The organism is Nonomuraea sp. NPDC049624 (genome assembly GCF_040675255.1).
Classification (GTDB): domain Bacteria; phylum Actinomycetota; class Actinomycetes; order Streptosporangiales; family Streptosporangiaceae; genus Nonomuraea.
Map to the genome: position 1 here is coordinate 122421 of NZ_JBFAOR010000004.1, position 13046 is coordinate 135466.

A 13046-nucleotide genomic window follows, 5' to 3' on the forward strand; every position below is an offset into this window, starting at 1 on the left:
TGCAGCCGCGGGTGTCGACCGTGTGCGCGAGCTGCTCGGGTGGGACTCGCATCCGCCACTCAAGGTCAGCAGCGAGCGCTTCCATCTCGGCGGTGGTCATCACGACACCGCCTGACGGGTGGAACGGGGACGGTAGTCCGCGATGCGGATGACGTTGGAGGGCAGAACCGTGGCCGGTGCGAGGTCCACAGCGGCGGCGTTGAGGACCATGCCGACGCGGGCATACAGGTGGGCCACCTCGTCGGCCAGGTCTCGCAGGTCGGCGGCGGACACGCAGAGGTGATCAGGGTCGGGGTATGCCATGATGGTGGAGTCCTTCCAGCTTTGACCGGCCAGAGGGACATGCGGGCGGCCTCGGTCTTGGCGGATGGGGGCCGCCTTCAGCATGTCCTGGGGGAATGTGCGCATTAGACCGCCACCTCCGCGTCCGGCTTCGCGCCCCATTTGGGCGAGGCGAGCAGCGCTTCGACGAAGTCGCGAGGGACCTGCTTGCGGCTCCGCACAGGAACATGCGGGAACTCGCCGCTTGCTACCGCGCGGCGGATAGTGATTGGCGCGACGCCGAGCAATTCGGCGACTTCAGAGATCGGCAGCGCTTGGCGGCGATCGTCAGCGCCGGAACCGCTCTTAGCGCTCTTGTCGCTCAACGGTGCTCCTTGTGCATCCTGTCGCTCTTGGTGAGTCTCAACCGTACTGCGACTCGCGAAAGGCCGCAAGCATCCTTTCGCGAAAGGCAGAAAGGGTATCCGGGTAGTGAGGTGCAGGTTTGTTGATCGACGGCCTTGCCGCCTTTCGAGTAAGGTGGCAAGGATGTTGGCGTCGCAACGTGCAAGGGAGCCTCATGGAGCGCACGACATGGACCAGCCAGTCGACCCCATACGTGCGTCCTCGGCCGCCTGGAGAAAGGGACGCGTGGACTGACGAGGCTGCCGCTCAAGGGAGTGTTGGCTCAAACGAGCTTCGCGAAGTCACGGTGGCCCAGCCGCCGGAGGGGATTGCCAGAGCGTTGGGCCTTGTGGATGGGGAGCCGGCTATTGTCCGTCGTCGCCTGGTCCTACTAGACGGCGAACCTGTCGAGATCGCAGACTCCTACTATCCGCTCTCAGTCGCGCAGGGCACGGCGCTTGCGGAGCCACGCAAAATCCGCGGAGGCGCAGTTACGCTCCTCGAAAGCCTCGGCTTGCGTCCACGCCGTGTCATGGAGACAGTGGGCGCGCGGCCTGCAACGAAGCAAGAGCAAGAGCTGCTCCGGGTCAGCCCGGACGCATGGGTGTTGACCTTGACCCGCGTCACCTATGCAGCGGACGACATTCCATTCGAGGCCACCGTGATGATAATGATCGCTGCCGGGCGGGAGCTCCGCTACGAAGTGACCGCACCTGACCAGGAAGGCTGACCACGTTGGCGACCGATGACAAGCGACGGCCCAGCCAAGAAGTTGCTGCGGACCTGCGCGAAAAGATCATGTCCGGAGCTTTCGAGCCTGGGGTGGCTCTCCCGTCCACTCCACGCCTTGCTGAGATGTACGGGGTAGCAGGCTCGACGGTCTCAAAGGCGATCGGCATGCTCAAAGACGAAGGCTTCGTCCGCGGCGAGACCGGAAAGGCCGTGTTCGTCCGCAACAAACAGCCCTTCGTGGTGGCCGCGTCGGCTTACAAGGAGCCATCGCCACGCGGATACAAGTACGACGTGCTGCAAGTCGATGAGATGAACCCGTCGAAGGAGGTGGCGAGCGCACTCTGTCTTGTCGAGGGGGAGCGGGTCGTTCTCCGCCAACGCCTACTTCTTCATGACGGCGAGCCGGTGGAGCTGTCCTCGTCGTACTACCCATCGTCATTCGCGGCGGGCACTCCGCTCGCGCGTAAGGCCCGGATCCCGGGAGGCGCTCCGCGGGTGCTCGCAGAGCTGGGCTTTCCCGAGAGAGCGTTTCAGGACCGCGTCTCGGTTCGCCAGCCCCTGAAGGAAGAGATCGACGCCCTCGCCTTGCCGCCCAACGTCCCCGTCTTCCGGCAGTTTCGCGTCATTTTCAGCGACAACGAGCGACCCGTTGAGGTGTCGATCCTTGTGAAGGGTGGACATCTGTACGAGCTGCTCTACCATCAACCGATTGAGCAATAGGGGCTTACGGCAGGTGCGCCTGCTGCAGGCCGTCCAGCGCTACGATCAGCTGCTTCGCCAACGCATACTCCAGCTCACGGAACGCTTCCAAGGGAAGTTCTACACTGCCGCCAACGGACACTAGTCCGCGGCCGGCTGGCTTGTATGTGTCGGCCACGACTCCATAAGGCACAGCCGTAGCGGCGGTGTAGACATGCGCCGACCGTCGCAGTCGAGGGCAGAGCTGCCTGGACGCCGGGATACAGGATCGACAGGTTGGGGGAGCGTTCGTAAACGGGTGACCCGCTCCACTCATCGGAGGCGGCTCGGCCATAACCCACCAGATCCGCCCGTCCTGTGTGGCCGGCTGTCCGCAGACCTGACACAGCAGGCGCAGCATGCAGCGGCGCTGCCTGGGGGTATTGACCAGTTTCCACTCGGGGCGGCCGGCGCGGCTCATGCCGTGTCGATGCCAAAGCACACCGAACAGCCAGTCGCTTTCTGTGGGGTCAGAGTAGGAGAGTCGAAATCCGTTAGTGGCTTCCAGTGCAGGGGCGATCGCGAGTTGGTAGGTGACATCCTCTCCACTGAAGGCGGTGATGTAGGGCACCTGTACGCGCACCCCGGCCGTCATGCCAGGTCGCCCGTGCGAAAGGTGTCCTCCCTGTCATGGACCCACTGAATGGGGCGCAGACCGGGGGGCTGTGGCTTGGCGTACGCGGCGAGGATACGCAGCGCCATTCCGACAAGCATCGCGCCACGGTCGGTGTGGGCGATGGCTGTTCGACCGCTCTCGTGGGTGAGGTGTAGCTGCCCATCATCGGTGCGCATCACTGTGCACTCAGGAATGTCGGGGAGGTGGGCGGACGTACTGGCTGGCGAAGATTGCGCCATGAGTCGACCTCCATAGTTCGACATGGGGCCCTGTTCAGGCACGCGAACACCTTGGTCGGGCCTCGGTTTCGTTCAGGGCTCAGAGTAGCCAGCATAACCATGCTTAACCATGGGGTACCACGGTACTGCGTGAGTTTCCGCAGGTAAGCATGGATGCGTACGGTCTTCCAGTGATGATCGAATGGAAGCCCAATGCGCCGAAGTGGGCTCAAGTGGCCGAGATCCTGAAGGAAAGGATCGCAGACGGCACATATCTGCCGGACACGCAGTTGCCTTCGCAGCATCAACTGGTGGAAGAGTTCGACATCGCGCCCAACACTGCCCAGAAGGTGATGACCCGTCTGCGGGAGCAAGGCGTCGCCTACTCGGTGCGTGGTGTCGGGACGTTCGTGGCGTCGGTGAAGACTCCCGAAAGCTGATGGAACTGTCGGACATGTCAGGCACCAGGGCACGCTAGGGCATGCCCGGGCATGCCCTGCCTCGGCAGACCAGGCGCTGCCATGCCCTCCTACGGTCGGCCACATGATCGAGTGGGCGCCGGATGAGACGGTGTGGGAGCAGATGTGTGACGTTCTGCGTAAACGTATCCAAACCGGTGTCTACAAGCCGCGCATGCCGCTTCCGTCCATAACGCACCTAGAGCAGGAGTTTGGTGTCGCTAGGGGGACGGTCAAGAAGGTTCTGAACAAACTGAAGGAAGACGGCTATATTCGTGCGATACCCGGCAAAGGCACCTTTGTGGTACCTCGGCCGGAGCGTGGCGCCTCGGATTGACCCTGCGAAGGAGTGGGAGAGGATTGGGAGATGTGATCTCCCAATGAGTGCTCCGTGAGCGCCCCGCGAATGCCCTCCGAAAGGCCCTTGAGCAGGGGTTTCTTGCGTTGATCCAGATGGCGTTTTCGTTTGGGCGGTCCTTACAAGCGAGGGGTCACTGGTTCGAACCCAGTACCGCCCACCAGCGAAGAGAGCCCCGTTTCCGATCACGGAAACGGGGCTTCGTGCCATTAACGTGCCATTAGCCAGTGCAAGGACCCTTCTCGATCTTCGCGTTCATGGCGTCGGCGATCTTGCGGTCTGCCTCCGCCGTGCTGTGCTGGTAGATCAGCGCGGCCCGGACCGAGTCGTGTCCCATGCGCTGCATGAGATCTTTGAGGCTCGCGCCGGAGCTGGCGGCGATCGTGTTCCCGGTGTGCCGCAGATCGTGGAAGTGCAGGCCAGGGAAGCCGATCTTGGGCTGGTGGGACGGACCACCGATTGGCTGAGCAAGGTGGAGAACGACCGCATCACCTTGGATCGTCTGTCCGTCATCAAATCCCTGGCGAGGGTATTGGACGTGTCCCTCGGTGATCTCCTGGCCGAGCCGCACCTGTTCGAGTGGACGGACGAAAGCGGCGATCAGACCATCCCAGCACTGCGCGCCGCGATCACGGACTATCGGCAGCTCTCGCCGATGGCCGGGCTCGTGGAGAACGCGGAACCCTCCGGGCAGGCCGACCTGCGACGTGCCCTTGCGGAGGTGTGGCGGGCGTACCAAGGAGCCCAGTACGGCTACGTGATACGGACTCTGCCCGGACTCCGGGGGGAGGCGCATCATGCTGCGCGCGCAGCGAACGGTGACGCGCGCATGGCCGCATCGGGAGTGCTCGGGCAGGTCTACCACGCCGCTGCCAGCATCCTGGCCAGGGTGGGTGAGGCTGATCTCGCATGGATCGCCGCTGAGCGGGGAGTCTCCTTCGCACAGCAATCCGGTGATCAGCTCGTGACGGCCTCATTGCTTCGCTCCGTGACCCACGCCCTTCTGTCCAACGGCCGCTACGAGGCAGCCAAGCAACTCACGATTGACGCCGCCGACCTGCTGTCTCCTGACCTCCCGCACGCCACGGCTGAGCTGCTTTCGGTGTACGGCACGCTGTACCTCGCCGGGTCGATGGCGGCGGCGCGAGACGACGACCGCAGCACGACACGCGCGTTCCTCGCCGAGGCACAGGAAGCGGCGGTGCGGCTCGGCGGTGACGCCAACCATGTCTGGACCGCGTTCGGGCCGACGAACGTGCGTATCCATCAGGTGGCCACGGCAATCGAGCTGGGGGACATCCAGGTGGCTGTGGAGCTCGGGCCGAACTGGATACCAGCGGGCTTCCGATCGAACGTCGTGCTCGTCATGGCCTGGCCGTGGCGCATGCCTTGAGCCTGTGGAACCGTACCGACGACGCGATGGCCGCGCTGTTGGAGGCCGAGACCATCGCTCCCGAGCAGGTGCGCCATCACTACCTCAGCCGCCAGCTCACGATGTCGTGGATCAGAAGGCAGAAGGGCAAACCCAGTTGCCAACTCGCAGCTCTCGCCCGGCGACTGCACATCGTGTGAAGACAGTCCCCGTGGCGTAAGGTCGGGGCTGTGAACGATCAGGAGGCTCCGCCGTTCGCCCAGGCCCGTGCCGCCGCCGGTGCGCTGTTCTTCGATGACGGCGGCCGTGTGCTTCTTGTTCGTCCTACGTACAAGCCGTCCATGGACATCCCGGGCGGGTACGTCGAGCCGGGGGAGACCCCGTACGAGGCGTGCGTTCGAGAGGTGCAGGAGGAGCTGGGCATTCAGCCGGCCATCGGTCGACTCCTCGTGGTCGATTGGGCGCCCCTCCCTAAGGAGGGCGACAAGGTCCTGTTCGTGTTCGACGGCGGCACCTTGGACGGCGAGTTGCTCAAGCAGATCAGGTTCGTGGACAACGAGTTGAGCGCCTACGAGTTTCATCCCGTCGAGGAACTGGACGGGCTGTTGATCGAGCGGCTTGCTCGTCGCGTCAAGGCCGCCGCCACTGCACGCGAGCTTGGCAGGACCGTTTATCTGGAGCATGGCCAGGCCGTTCCCGCTGAGTGACTATCTGAGTGACTATCTGAGTGACTACGGCCAAGACGAGCGTGGACGATTAAGGACCAGGGCGGAACGTTCGCCGAGGGGGCCCCAAATCACCCGAGGTCCCACCCTCTCGCGGCGAGCCGTGCCAAGCGAGGGGTCACTGGTTCGAACCCAGTACCGCCCACCTCGTAGAACAGCCCCGTTTCCGCTCGCGGAAACGGGGCTTCGTGCCATTAGCCGGTGCGAGGGTTTTCTCGATCTTTGCGTTCATGGCGTGGACGATCTTGCGGTCGGCATGGGCACGCGACTCGGGTAGTACGGGTTAGGAGCGTGCGTGTCATCCGCAAGGCTCAAAGCAAGGTAGGCGCGAGGCTCCACCCCCGATGCGGTGCCACGCCTGCACTGCCAATGGCCGATCCCAACGGCTTCCCGGCCCAAGGCTCGTCATGAAATGATCCACTGCGGTTGGATCCACGTGAGGACTGGCATGTCTCCCAAAGCGATGGCGTTCGTCGCCTTCCTGTTGATCGGCTCGGGCATTCTCACTGGCCTGATGTCCGTTACGGCAGGTGGTGAATCCTGCGGCTCGGCATTTGTCGGAGTCACCTGGCAGCAACTCGATCCGTCCTCCGACTTGGCCGACAGGCTGCAACATATGGACAACTGCACAGACCGGCGGAACCTCGTCAAGATTCCCGCTACCGTGCTGATCGCCGTAGGCGGGGTCACGTTGTTCGCCGCCTTCCTTTCACGGCGACGCATATCCGTTTCAGACGGATAGAGTGGCCGGCCGCCTCAACGGCGGTGGCCGGCGTTCGACTGTGCTTCGGTGGCTGGCATGCTCTGTGGTGTGACGATTCGTACTGCGACGCGCCGGGATCTGCCCGCGATCATCGCGCTCCTGGCCGACGAGGACACGGTGGTCGATCCCGAAACCGTTGAGGTCGACGAGGCGTACGAGCGAGCATTCAAGGCCGTCGACACCGACGAGCGCAACGAGATGATCGTCATGGACGAGGCAGACGGTACGGTCGTCGGCTGCCTCCAGCTGACGTACATCCCTGGCCTGGGACGACACGGGCAGGAGCGGGCGCTCATCGAGGCGGTCCGGGTGCGTGCCGATCGACGTGGGGCGGGGCTCGGGCGCGAACTGCTCACCTGGGCGATCGAGCGGGCACGCGCCCGCGGCTGCACCCTGGTCCAGCTCACCAGCAACAAGCGCCGCACCGAGGCCCATCGTTTCTACGACTCTCTCGGCTTCGCCCGCAGTCATGACGGGTTCAAGCTGTCGTTCTGAGGCGGGGCGCCGAGCGGGGGTCATGACCCTATGCGAGATGAGCCGACGATTTCGATCGTGCGTACTCCGGGTTTTCCGATCAGCTCGGTGAGTGCCGGTTTCGAGTGTCCGTAGACGACCAATCCATAGATCCTGCCTTCATGTGCCGCCTGACGTAAACGGCGGAGATCGAGCCCGAACGACTTCAGGTTCAGTGCGTCGGTCCACTCCAGCTTGGCCGCCCAACGCCTGTACAGCTCGATCGGCGAAGTGTTCTGGCATTCGGTTTCATAGACCGCGCACGACCGCCAGTAGACCGGTTTGTCGGCGTCCCCGCGCGATCGGGAGAGGAACAGGAACACGGCGTCCAATCGGATTCCTTGCACGTCCAAGGCGGTGGTCAGCTCGTTCTCGGTCATGGGGGCGGTGAGTTCCACGACGGCGGTGGAGAAGTCGTTCTTGCCCAGGGCCGCTATCGCCTGGCGGGCCTGGCTTTTGGCCGGCTCGTCGACGCCCTCGCCGCCGTGGAACGAGCGCAGCAACGGGCTCATCATCGCCTCCGGCATGGCGGGAGCGGAGGTCCTGCCCAGCACGTCGGTCACTATCTCTTCGTGTGCTGGACGACCTCGCAGACTCGGATGCGTCTCGAAACTGCTGACCGTCACGCCCATCGACAGGGGGCCCACACCCACCTCGTGGCCCACGATGACGTCGTACTCCGGATGCGCCACCTGGAAGGCGCCGCCATAGACCTCGCGCATGCGTTCGGCGCGCCCGCCGAACAGGTGCACGCCTTCGGCCAGACAGGCGAGCAGAACGAGGATGACGACGAGGACATACCCGGTTCTGCGTGAATTTCCGGTGCGGCTGTCTGCGGTCAAGGCGGTCTCCCGTGCGTGCCGATGCCGGTCGAACAGTGATGATCAAATCAGATCGCCGGTGAATGGGGGCGCCTGGCCGGACACCGGTACGGCATCGTTTGTTCCGCTGTGCCGGCCGGTGCGGCGGTGCCGCGCCAAGATCGCACTAAGATCGCGTCCCGTGTCTTCGGAACATTTATGGCGGTTTATCAGGATCGGATTAGTAAGTCTGATTCTTCTGACGGCGGTCGCGGGACTGGTGCTCGGCGACACCTGGCTCTGGGTGGCCGCCGAGTGGTCGCCCCCGACCTTCGGCGAGCTGGACACGGCCGAGGGGTCCGGCGCCTCGGTCGGTCTGACGCTGTTCGGGGCCGCCCTGGTGAAGGCCGCGCTCCTGTGGCTGATTCTGCGCACCCCGGAACCGGGGTCGCTGGACCGCGCGGAGAGGGCGCTGCGCCGGCTGTTGTATCTGGCGGTGGCCCACGCGCTCGTGTTGTGGTACCCGCTGGCGCTGCTCCCGGACGCGGTCGATGCGGCGTTCACGCTCGTTCTGTGGGCTGCGATCGACGTCCTCTACCTGCTCGTCATCCGGTGGCGGTCCCGCCTGTTGCGCGGGGTGGCCGGAGTGCTGTTCGCGGTCGAGCTGGCCGGGGCGGCCGACAACCTGCTCGACGACCTCGACCTCCCGGAGCTCGGACCGGGCGGCGTCATCCAGGTGATCCTGATCGGGGGCGGAGTGCTGGCGACCCTCGTCACCGTCCTCGGGCAGTGGCGTGACGGCCGCTGGAGCCGCGGCACGCTGATCGCCGGGGTGGCGTCGGTGGGCGGTTACGCGCTGGCGATCCCGTTCAACCTCCTCGTCGGAGGACCCTATGGCGGCGGTCTGGCGATGGTGATCGCGATGGACGCGACAGGGCTCCTCACCACCGTGTGGATCGCGGCCACCGCTCGTGAGCTGCCCGCCGAGGGCCGCCCGGCGGATCTTCCGCCCGTCCGGTGGCGGGGGTTCCGCGTCGCGGTGGCGGCCGTCGCGGTGCTGTCGCCCGTTGTACTGATCAATCCGGAGCAGGACGCGCGCCTGACCTACACCGCCAGGTCGGCGGAGTGCTACAGCCGGCCCAGCTTCGGTGACGTGAATCTCGCGGACCGCGACGCCGTGTTCCTGTGCCGGGCGCGGAGCACGGACGGCGCGACTCCGCCCATGTTCCCCGACACCACGTCGGACCAGGCGGTCCTCGCGTACGGACGGGCGCTGTGCCGTGCCAAGGACGCCGGCGAGCAGGAGGCGATCCTGACGCGGGCCGGCAGCGCCCGGGCCGCCTGGCGGGTGGACCCCGAGGAGCTCGTCTACCTCTGCCCGGAGATCATCGGCGCCACCCGTCCCGACCTGCTGCGGTCGACGGCGGAGGAGGCGGCGGCGAACGCGGCCCGCCTCGCCGGGGAGAACGCGAAGTGCCGGGACCCGTGGCCCCGGACGAAGGGGGTCGTCCAGGCCACGGCCAAGTACTTCCTGTTCGTCGACGGCGATCCGGGATACCTGGTGCAGGACGGCGAGGGCGAGGCGGCCATGGAGGAGGCGGAGCTGGCGACGGCCCGGTCCTACGAAGACGGCGCCCTCATCGGGGTGGCCGGCAGCACGGCGCTCATCGGGCACGTCGAGGACGTCGTCGATCTGTGCCTCACGGTGAAGGCCTTCCGTGCCGCGCCGCCGCTGCGGACCGCCGGGTGGGATCAGGTCCACGAGGTGCCGATCGTCAGTCGCGGCGGCCGGCTCGCGGTGCCCGAGATGGGCGACGGCGGTGAGGTGGGCGCGGGCGCCCCGATGCCGAACCTGGCGATCGCCGGGAAGGGCCGCTACCGGCTCCGTGTCCACGTGCGGATCGGCGAGGCGGGGGAGGAGCACCTGGTCGTCGTGTTCCCGGGCGCGTCGAGGAAGAGGCTGAAGCTGAAGTCCTGATCCGAGGCCGGGCGTGCCGGGGCTGGTCAGCGGCAAGGAGCGGATGCGGCACGGGCCGGGCGGGAACGCTCTCCGATCGCCAGGCCGATGTGCACTGAGTGCGACTTCTCCGTAACGGCCGCGAAGTATTGTGGTGGAGGTGCCCGGGGTAAGGGCTCTTAAGCCGAAGGGGCTGCGCAGTCCGCGAACGGAGAGCCACCTGCCATGCGAAATCGCACGTTGCGGATCCCCGCCACCGCGGCCGCCGTCCAGGAAGCCATCGACCAGGCGACGGCGGGAGAGGTCGTCCTGCTGGAGCAGGCCGGCCGCCTCGTGGCCGCGGTGGTGCCCTACGAGGTGGCCGCCGCCGGCGTCGACCTGCTCAACGAGGCTCAGGACGCCGCCGACCGGCGGTCGGGGCTGAGGCTGATCGCGGAGCTCGAAAGCGGCATGGAGACGATGCGGCTCGGCGACCTGCGCCGTGAGCTGGCCTCATGAAGGGCTACTACGAGATCCAGCTCTCGTCGGCGGCGGTGCGGCAGATCCGTGCCGTGCACGCCGCGGAGCCGATGGCCGCCACGTTCGTCCTCGACTGCCTGGAGTATCTCTCCACCGACCTCGACTCGGGCCTGCTGCGCACGATCGACAAGGAGGCGGGGCTGCTGAAGGCGGAGATGGGCGACTTCGAGGCCCTGTGCTGGGTGCGGCACGAGGAGATGAGCCTGGTGATCCTCACCGTCTCACGAAGTCGTCACCCAGCGTGACGCCGCGCCGTCGTTCGCCCGGACGGCGAAGTCGCGGACGTCCCGCATCCGCCGCGTGCTGACCGGCTCGGCGTAGATGTAGGGGCACATGTCCGACCGGGTCATCTTCGATCGCTGGTAGAGCGAGAAGTCGCACCAGGCGTAGTCGTGCCGGGTGAGCTGCTCGATCACCTCCTGCCTGATGCGTTCGCCGTACATGGAGTCGTGCATCTCGATCAGCAGTGCCGGCTGGTGGTGGGCGATCGTCTCCGCCGCGCCCGCCAGCGCCTTCCCCTCATGTCCCTCGATGTCCACCTTGACCAGCCGGATCCGCTCCCGGGACCGGGAGGCCATGGCGTCGATCGGCAGGCCGTCCGCCTCGCCGAGGAACGCGCCGTACCCCTCCTCGCCGTGGTGGAGCGCGGAGGTGAGGCAGTCGGCGGGGACGGTCGCCGGTTCGCCGGCGGCGAGCGTACGCGTGCAGGGGCCGGCGGTGACGTCGTAGGGGTCCCAGAGCCGTAGTCGTCCTCCGGAGTCGTGCGCGGCCACCGGGTGCACGTCGACGTTGCCGATCTCGTTGAGCCGCAGATTGAGGTGCAGCGCGCGCAGTGCCACCGGGTTCGGCTCGACGGCGACGACCTTGGTGAAGGCCCTGGCCATGCGTAAGGCGTAGTGGCCGACGTGGGCGCCGACGTCGAGGAAGGCCGAACCGGGCTCGGCGAAGGACTGCAGGAGGCGCCAGATGTCCTGCTCGTGCGGCCCCGGGCCGACGCGGTCACCGCTGGCGGGCCGGAGGGCCCAGGTGAGTCCGTCGCGCTGGGAGAGGGAAGGCGTCGTCGACATCAGGACTCCCGGGGAGGTGTTCCGCGCTCACCCACGTGTGATCGTTCTCGCGTCGGAGGAGATCCAGCTGCGGTGCGGGTAGTAGCTCCTGAGCTCCCGCATGCGGGAGGAGTCCGTGAAGAAGACGAACTCCAGGTTGGCGCGCCGCAGCATGCTGTGTTTCGACTCCTCGCCCAGTAGGCCCCCGACCAGCGGCACCGCGTTGACCGCCACTTCGGTGAGCGTCGACAGGCCGGTCATCGCGAACCGTTCGGCGACCTTCGCCAGTCCGGGCATCTTCCTGCGCAGGAAGATGCCGAGCTTCGTGGGCTTGACCGCCAGATGAGGACGCGTGGCCCGGATGTGGTCGCAGACGCGCTGCCAGTAGTCGGCGGCGCAGTCGGCCAGGGCGGCGGCCAGCACGTCGTCGGCGTCACGGGCGTTCGAGACCTCGAGGTAGGACTGGATCTCGAACAGCTCCCTGGCCTGTTCGCGCAGTTCGAGTATCTCCTCGAAACGCAGCATGGCCAGCAGGTCGGGCGGCGGGCCTTCGACCATCCGATAGGCCGTCTCGACGAGCTCCCGCATGTCGAGCTGGGGGTCCGGCCCGCCGTGCGCGGGCCGCTCATCGGCGAGGACGGCCTCGGCGAGGCCGGTGGCGTCCCCGGAGTTCCAGTCCGAGCCCATGATGCGCGCGTTGAACGCGCGGGCGTGCGCGGTCTCGTCGAACAGGCCGTGGATCTGGATCAGCTCGCTGCTCACCGGCAGTCCGGAGTCGTGGAGCAGCGCGAAGATGGGGGTGTGGGAGAACCGCGGCCTCGACAGGATGTCGTCGTACCGTCGTCTCAGTTCGATCGGCTGCGCCGACAGCAGGCCGGTCAGCACCGAGTCGGGTGAGTTGGCGGCCTCGCGGACCTGCCGCATGAAGTCGTCCTTGGCGGTGACATAGTCGTAGCGGACGACGACGGAACCATCCCCGGCGAGAACGCCGTCCAGTTCCCTGATCATGCGGTCGCGGGCGGCCGAGACCGGCGAGACGACCCATCCCTTCCCGTCGGGGCTGTTCCGCTTCCAGCTGTCCAGGACCTCGGCGAGAGAGTCGCAGGGATCGAGCCGGTCCTCCTGGTAGAGGTAGTTGTGGGCGCGGAGGCCGACCGCGACGACGCCTCCCGCGACGAGGTCTCTGAGCAGGCGGTAGAAGTTGTTCTCCCGCAGGTCGGACCTGCTGAAGTCGCCCACGACCCGGGGGTTGTCCACCAGCTGCGTGTCATGCACGTAGACCCGCTCGTTGAAGAGCGCCCCGAACACCAGCAGGGCCCGTAGCTGCATGGTGGACGTGATGCCGGCCCAGATCGGTTCCAAGGCGGCGAATTGCGACGTGGCGCGCAAGGCGTTGATGGAGCGGGAGTCATCGCGCTTCATCTCTTCGAGATACCACCCTTCGGTCGCCACCCTTAAGGGAAGCACAGCCGGGTACCGCAGGGAAGGTCGTCATGGACAGTGGGTCGGCCGGGGGTCCCGGGTCGTACGATCCGCTTGGTTGCTCGTGGCGTCTTCTTGGGAAA

General features: G+C 66.3%; 18 protein-coding genes. 12 read left to right on the top strand and 6 right to left on the bottom strand.

Going from position 1 to position 13046, the window contains the following annotated elements; all coding sequences use genetic code 11:
• Positions 1 to 99 precede the first annotated feature (99 nt).
• Positions 100 to 303, bottom strand: coding sequence for a hypothetical protein (locus AB0J76_RS16890; RefSeq protein WP_352323205.1), 204 nt, complete (start codon positions 301 to 303; stop codon positions 100 to 102).
• Positions 304 to 407: 104 nt separating this feature from the next.
• Positions 408 to 647, bottom strand: coding sequence for a helix-turn-helix domain-containing protein (locus tag AB0J76_RS16895; protein WP_352323204.1), 240 nt, complete (start codon positions 645 to 647; stop codon positions 408 to 410).
• Positions 648 to 841: 194 nt separating this feature from the next.
• Between AB0J76_RS16895 and AB0J76_RS16900 the strand changes: the two genes are divergently transcribed.
• The 4 genes from AB0J76_RS16900 to AB0J76_RS16915 all read left to right on the top strand — a co-directional run bounded on the left by AB0J76_RS16900 (position 842) and on the right by AB0J76_RS16915 (position 3765).
• Positions 842 to 1396 (top strand): UTRA domain-containing protein, encoded by a 555-nt coding sequence (locus AB0J76_RS16900; RefSeq protein ID WP_352323217.1) that lies wholly within the window; start codon positions 842 to 844, stop codon positions 1394 to 1396.
• Positions 1397 to 1401: 5 nt separating this feature from the next.
• Positions 1402 to 2118 (top strand): GntR family transcriptional regulator, encoded by a 717-nt coding sequence (locus AB0J76_RS16905; protein WP_352323203.1) that lies wholly within the window; start codon positions 1402 to 1404, stop codon positions 2116 to 2118.
• Positions 2119 to 3164: 1046 nt separating this feature from the next.
• Positions 3165 to 3410 (top strand): winged helix-turn-helix domain-containing protein, encoded by a 246-nt coding sequence (locus tag AB0J76_RS16910; protein ID WP_352323216.1) that lies wholly within the window; start codon positions 3165 to 3167, stop codon positions 3408 to 3410.
• Positions 3411 to 3513: 103 nt separating this feature from the next.
• Positions 3514 to 3765: a GntR family transcriptional regulator gene (locus AB0J76_RS16915; RefSeq protein ID WP_352323202.1), complete on the top strand. Its 252-nt coding sequence runs from the start codon at positions 3514 to 3516 to the stop codon at positions 3763 to 3765.
• Between the two features lie 241 nt (positions 3766 to 4006).
• Here AB0J76_RS16915 and AB0J76_RS16920 read toward each other — a convergent pair whose 3' ends face one another.
• Positions 4007 to 4204, bottom strand: a complete 198-nt coding sequence (locus AB0J76_RS16920; RefSeq protein ID WP_364390138.1) for a tyrosine-type recombinase/integrase — start codon at positions 4202 to 4204, stop codon at positions 4007 to 4009.
• Between AB0J76_RS16920 and AB0J76_RS16925 the strand changes: the two genes are divergently transcribed.
• From AB0J76_RS16925 to AB0J76_RS16945, 5 genes are all read left to right on the top strand, one after another.
• The gene (locus AB0J76_RS16925) at positions 4115 to 5179 is read left to right on the top strand and encodes a hypothetical protein (RefSeq protein WP_352323218.1); all 1065 of its coding nucleotides are present in this window, start codon (positions 4115 to 4117) and stop codon (positions 5177 to 5179) included. The genes AB0J76_RS16920 and AB0J76_RS16925 overlap by 90 nt on opposite strands.
• Entirely contained in the window at positions 5164 to 5358 is a 195-nt protein-coding gene (locus tag AB0J76_RS16930) for a hypothetical protein (protein ID WP_364389863.1), read from the top strand. The genes AB0J76_RS16925 and AB0J76_RS16930 overlap by 16 nt, the downstream gene beginning before the upstream one ends.
• A 30-nt stretch (positions 5359 to 5388) precedes the next feature.
• A complete protein-coding gene (locus tag AB0J76_RS16935) occupies positions 5389 to 5865 on the top strand; it encodes an NUDIX hydrolase (protein WP_352323200.1) in 477 nt (158 codons plus the stop codon).
• A 466-nt stretch (positions 5866 to 6331) separates the two neighbouring features.
• A complete protein-coding gene (locus AB0J76_RS16940) occupies positions 6332 to 6625 on the top strand; it encodes a hypothetical protein (RefSeq protein ID WP_352323199.1) in 294 nt (97 codons plus the stop codon).
• A gap of 57 nt (positions 6626 to 6682) precedes the next feature.
• On the top strand, positions 6683 to 7141 hold the full coding sequence (locus tag AB0J76_RS16945; RefSeq protein ID WP_352323214.1) for a GNAT family N-acetyltransferase: 459 nt from the start codon (positions 6683 to 6685) through the stop codon (positions 7139 to 7141).
• Between the two features lie 20 nt (positions 7142 to 7161).
• On the opposite strand, the gene AB0J76_RS16950 is transcribed toward AB0J76_RS16945, so the two are convergent.
• On the bottom strand, positions 7162 to 8001 hold the full coding sequence (locus AB0J76_RS16950) for a hypothetical protein (protein WP_352323198.1): 840 nt from the start codon (positions 7999 to 8001) through the stop codon (positions 7162 to 7164).
• A 238-nt stretch (positions 8002 to 8239) separates the two neighbouring features.
• Here AB0J76_RS16950 and AB0J76_RS16955 point away from each other — a divergent pair, with 238 nt between their 5' ends.
• The 3 genes from AB0J76_RS16955 to AB0J76_RS16965 all read left to right on the top strand — a co-directional run bounded on the left by AB0J76_RS16955 (position 8240) and on the right by AB0J76_RS16965 (position 10680).
• Complete coding sequence (locus AB0J76_RS16955) at positions 8240 to 9937, top strand: hypothetical protein (protein WP_352323197.1); 1698 nt, start codon at positions 8240 to 8242, stop codon at positions 9935 to 9937.
• Between the two features lie 204 nt (positions 9938 to 10141).
• Complete coding sequence (locus AB0J76_RS16960) at positions 10142 to 10414, top strand: hypothetical protein (protein ID WP_352323196.1); 273 nt, start codon at positions 10142 to 10144, stop codon at positions 10412 to 10414.
• Entirely contained in the window at positions 10411 to 10680 is a 270-nt protein-coding gene (locus tag AB0J76_RS16965; RefSeq protein WP_352323195.1) for a hypothetical protein, read from the top strand. Before AB0J76_RS16960 ends, AB0J76_RS16965 begins: the two co-directional genes overlap by 4 nt.
• Here AB0J76_RS16965 and AB0J76_RS16970 read toward each other — a convergent pair.
• On the bottom strand, positions 10657 to 11502 hold the full coding sequence (locus AB0J76_RS16970) for an FkbM family methyltransferase (protein ID WP_352323194.1): 846 nt from the start codon (positions 11500 to 11502) through the stop codon (positions 10657 to 10659). The two genes, AB0J76_RS16965 and AB0J76_RS16970, sit on opposite strands and share 24 nt — an antisense overlap.
• A 27-nt stretch (positions 11503 to 11529) precedes the next feature.
• Entirely contained in the window at positions 11530 to 12903 is a 1374-nt protein-coding gene (locus AB0J76_RS16975) for a hypothetical protein (protein ID WP_352323193.1), read from the bottom strand.
• Between the last annotated feature and the right edge of the window lie 143 nt (positions 12904 to 13046).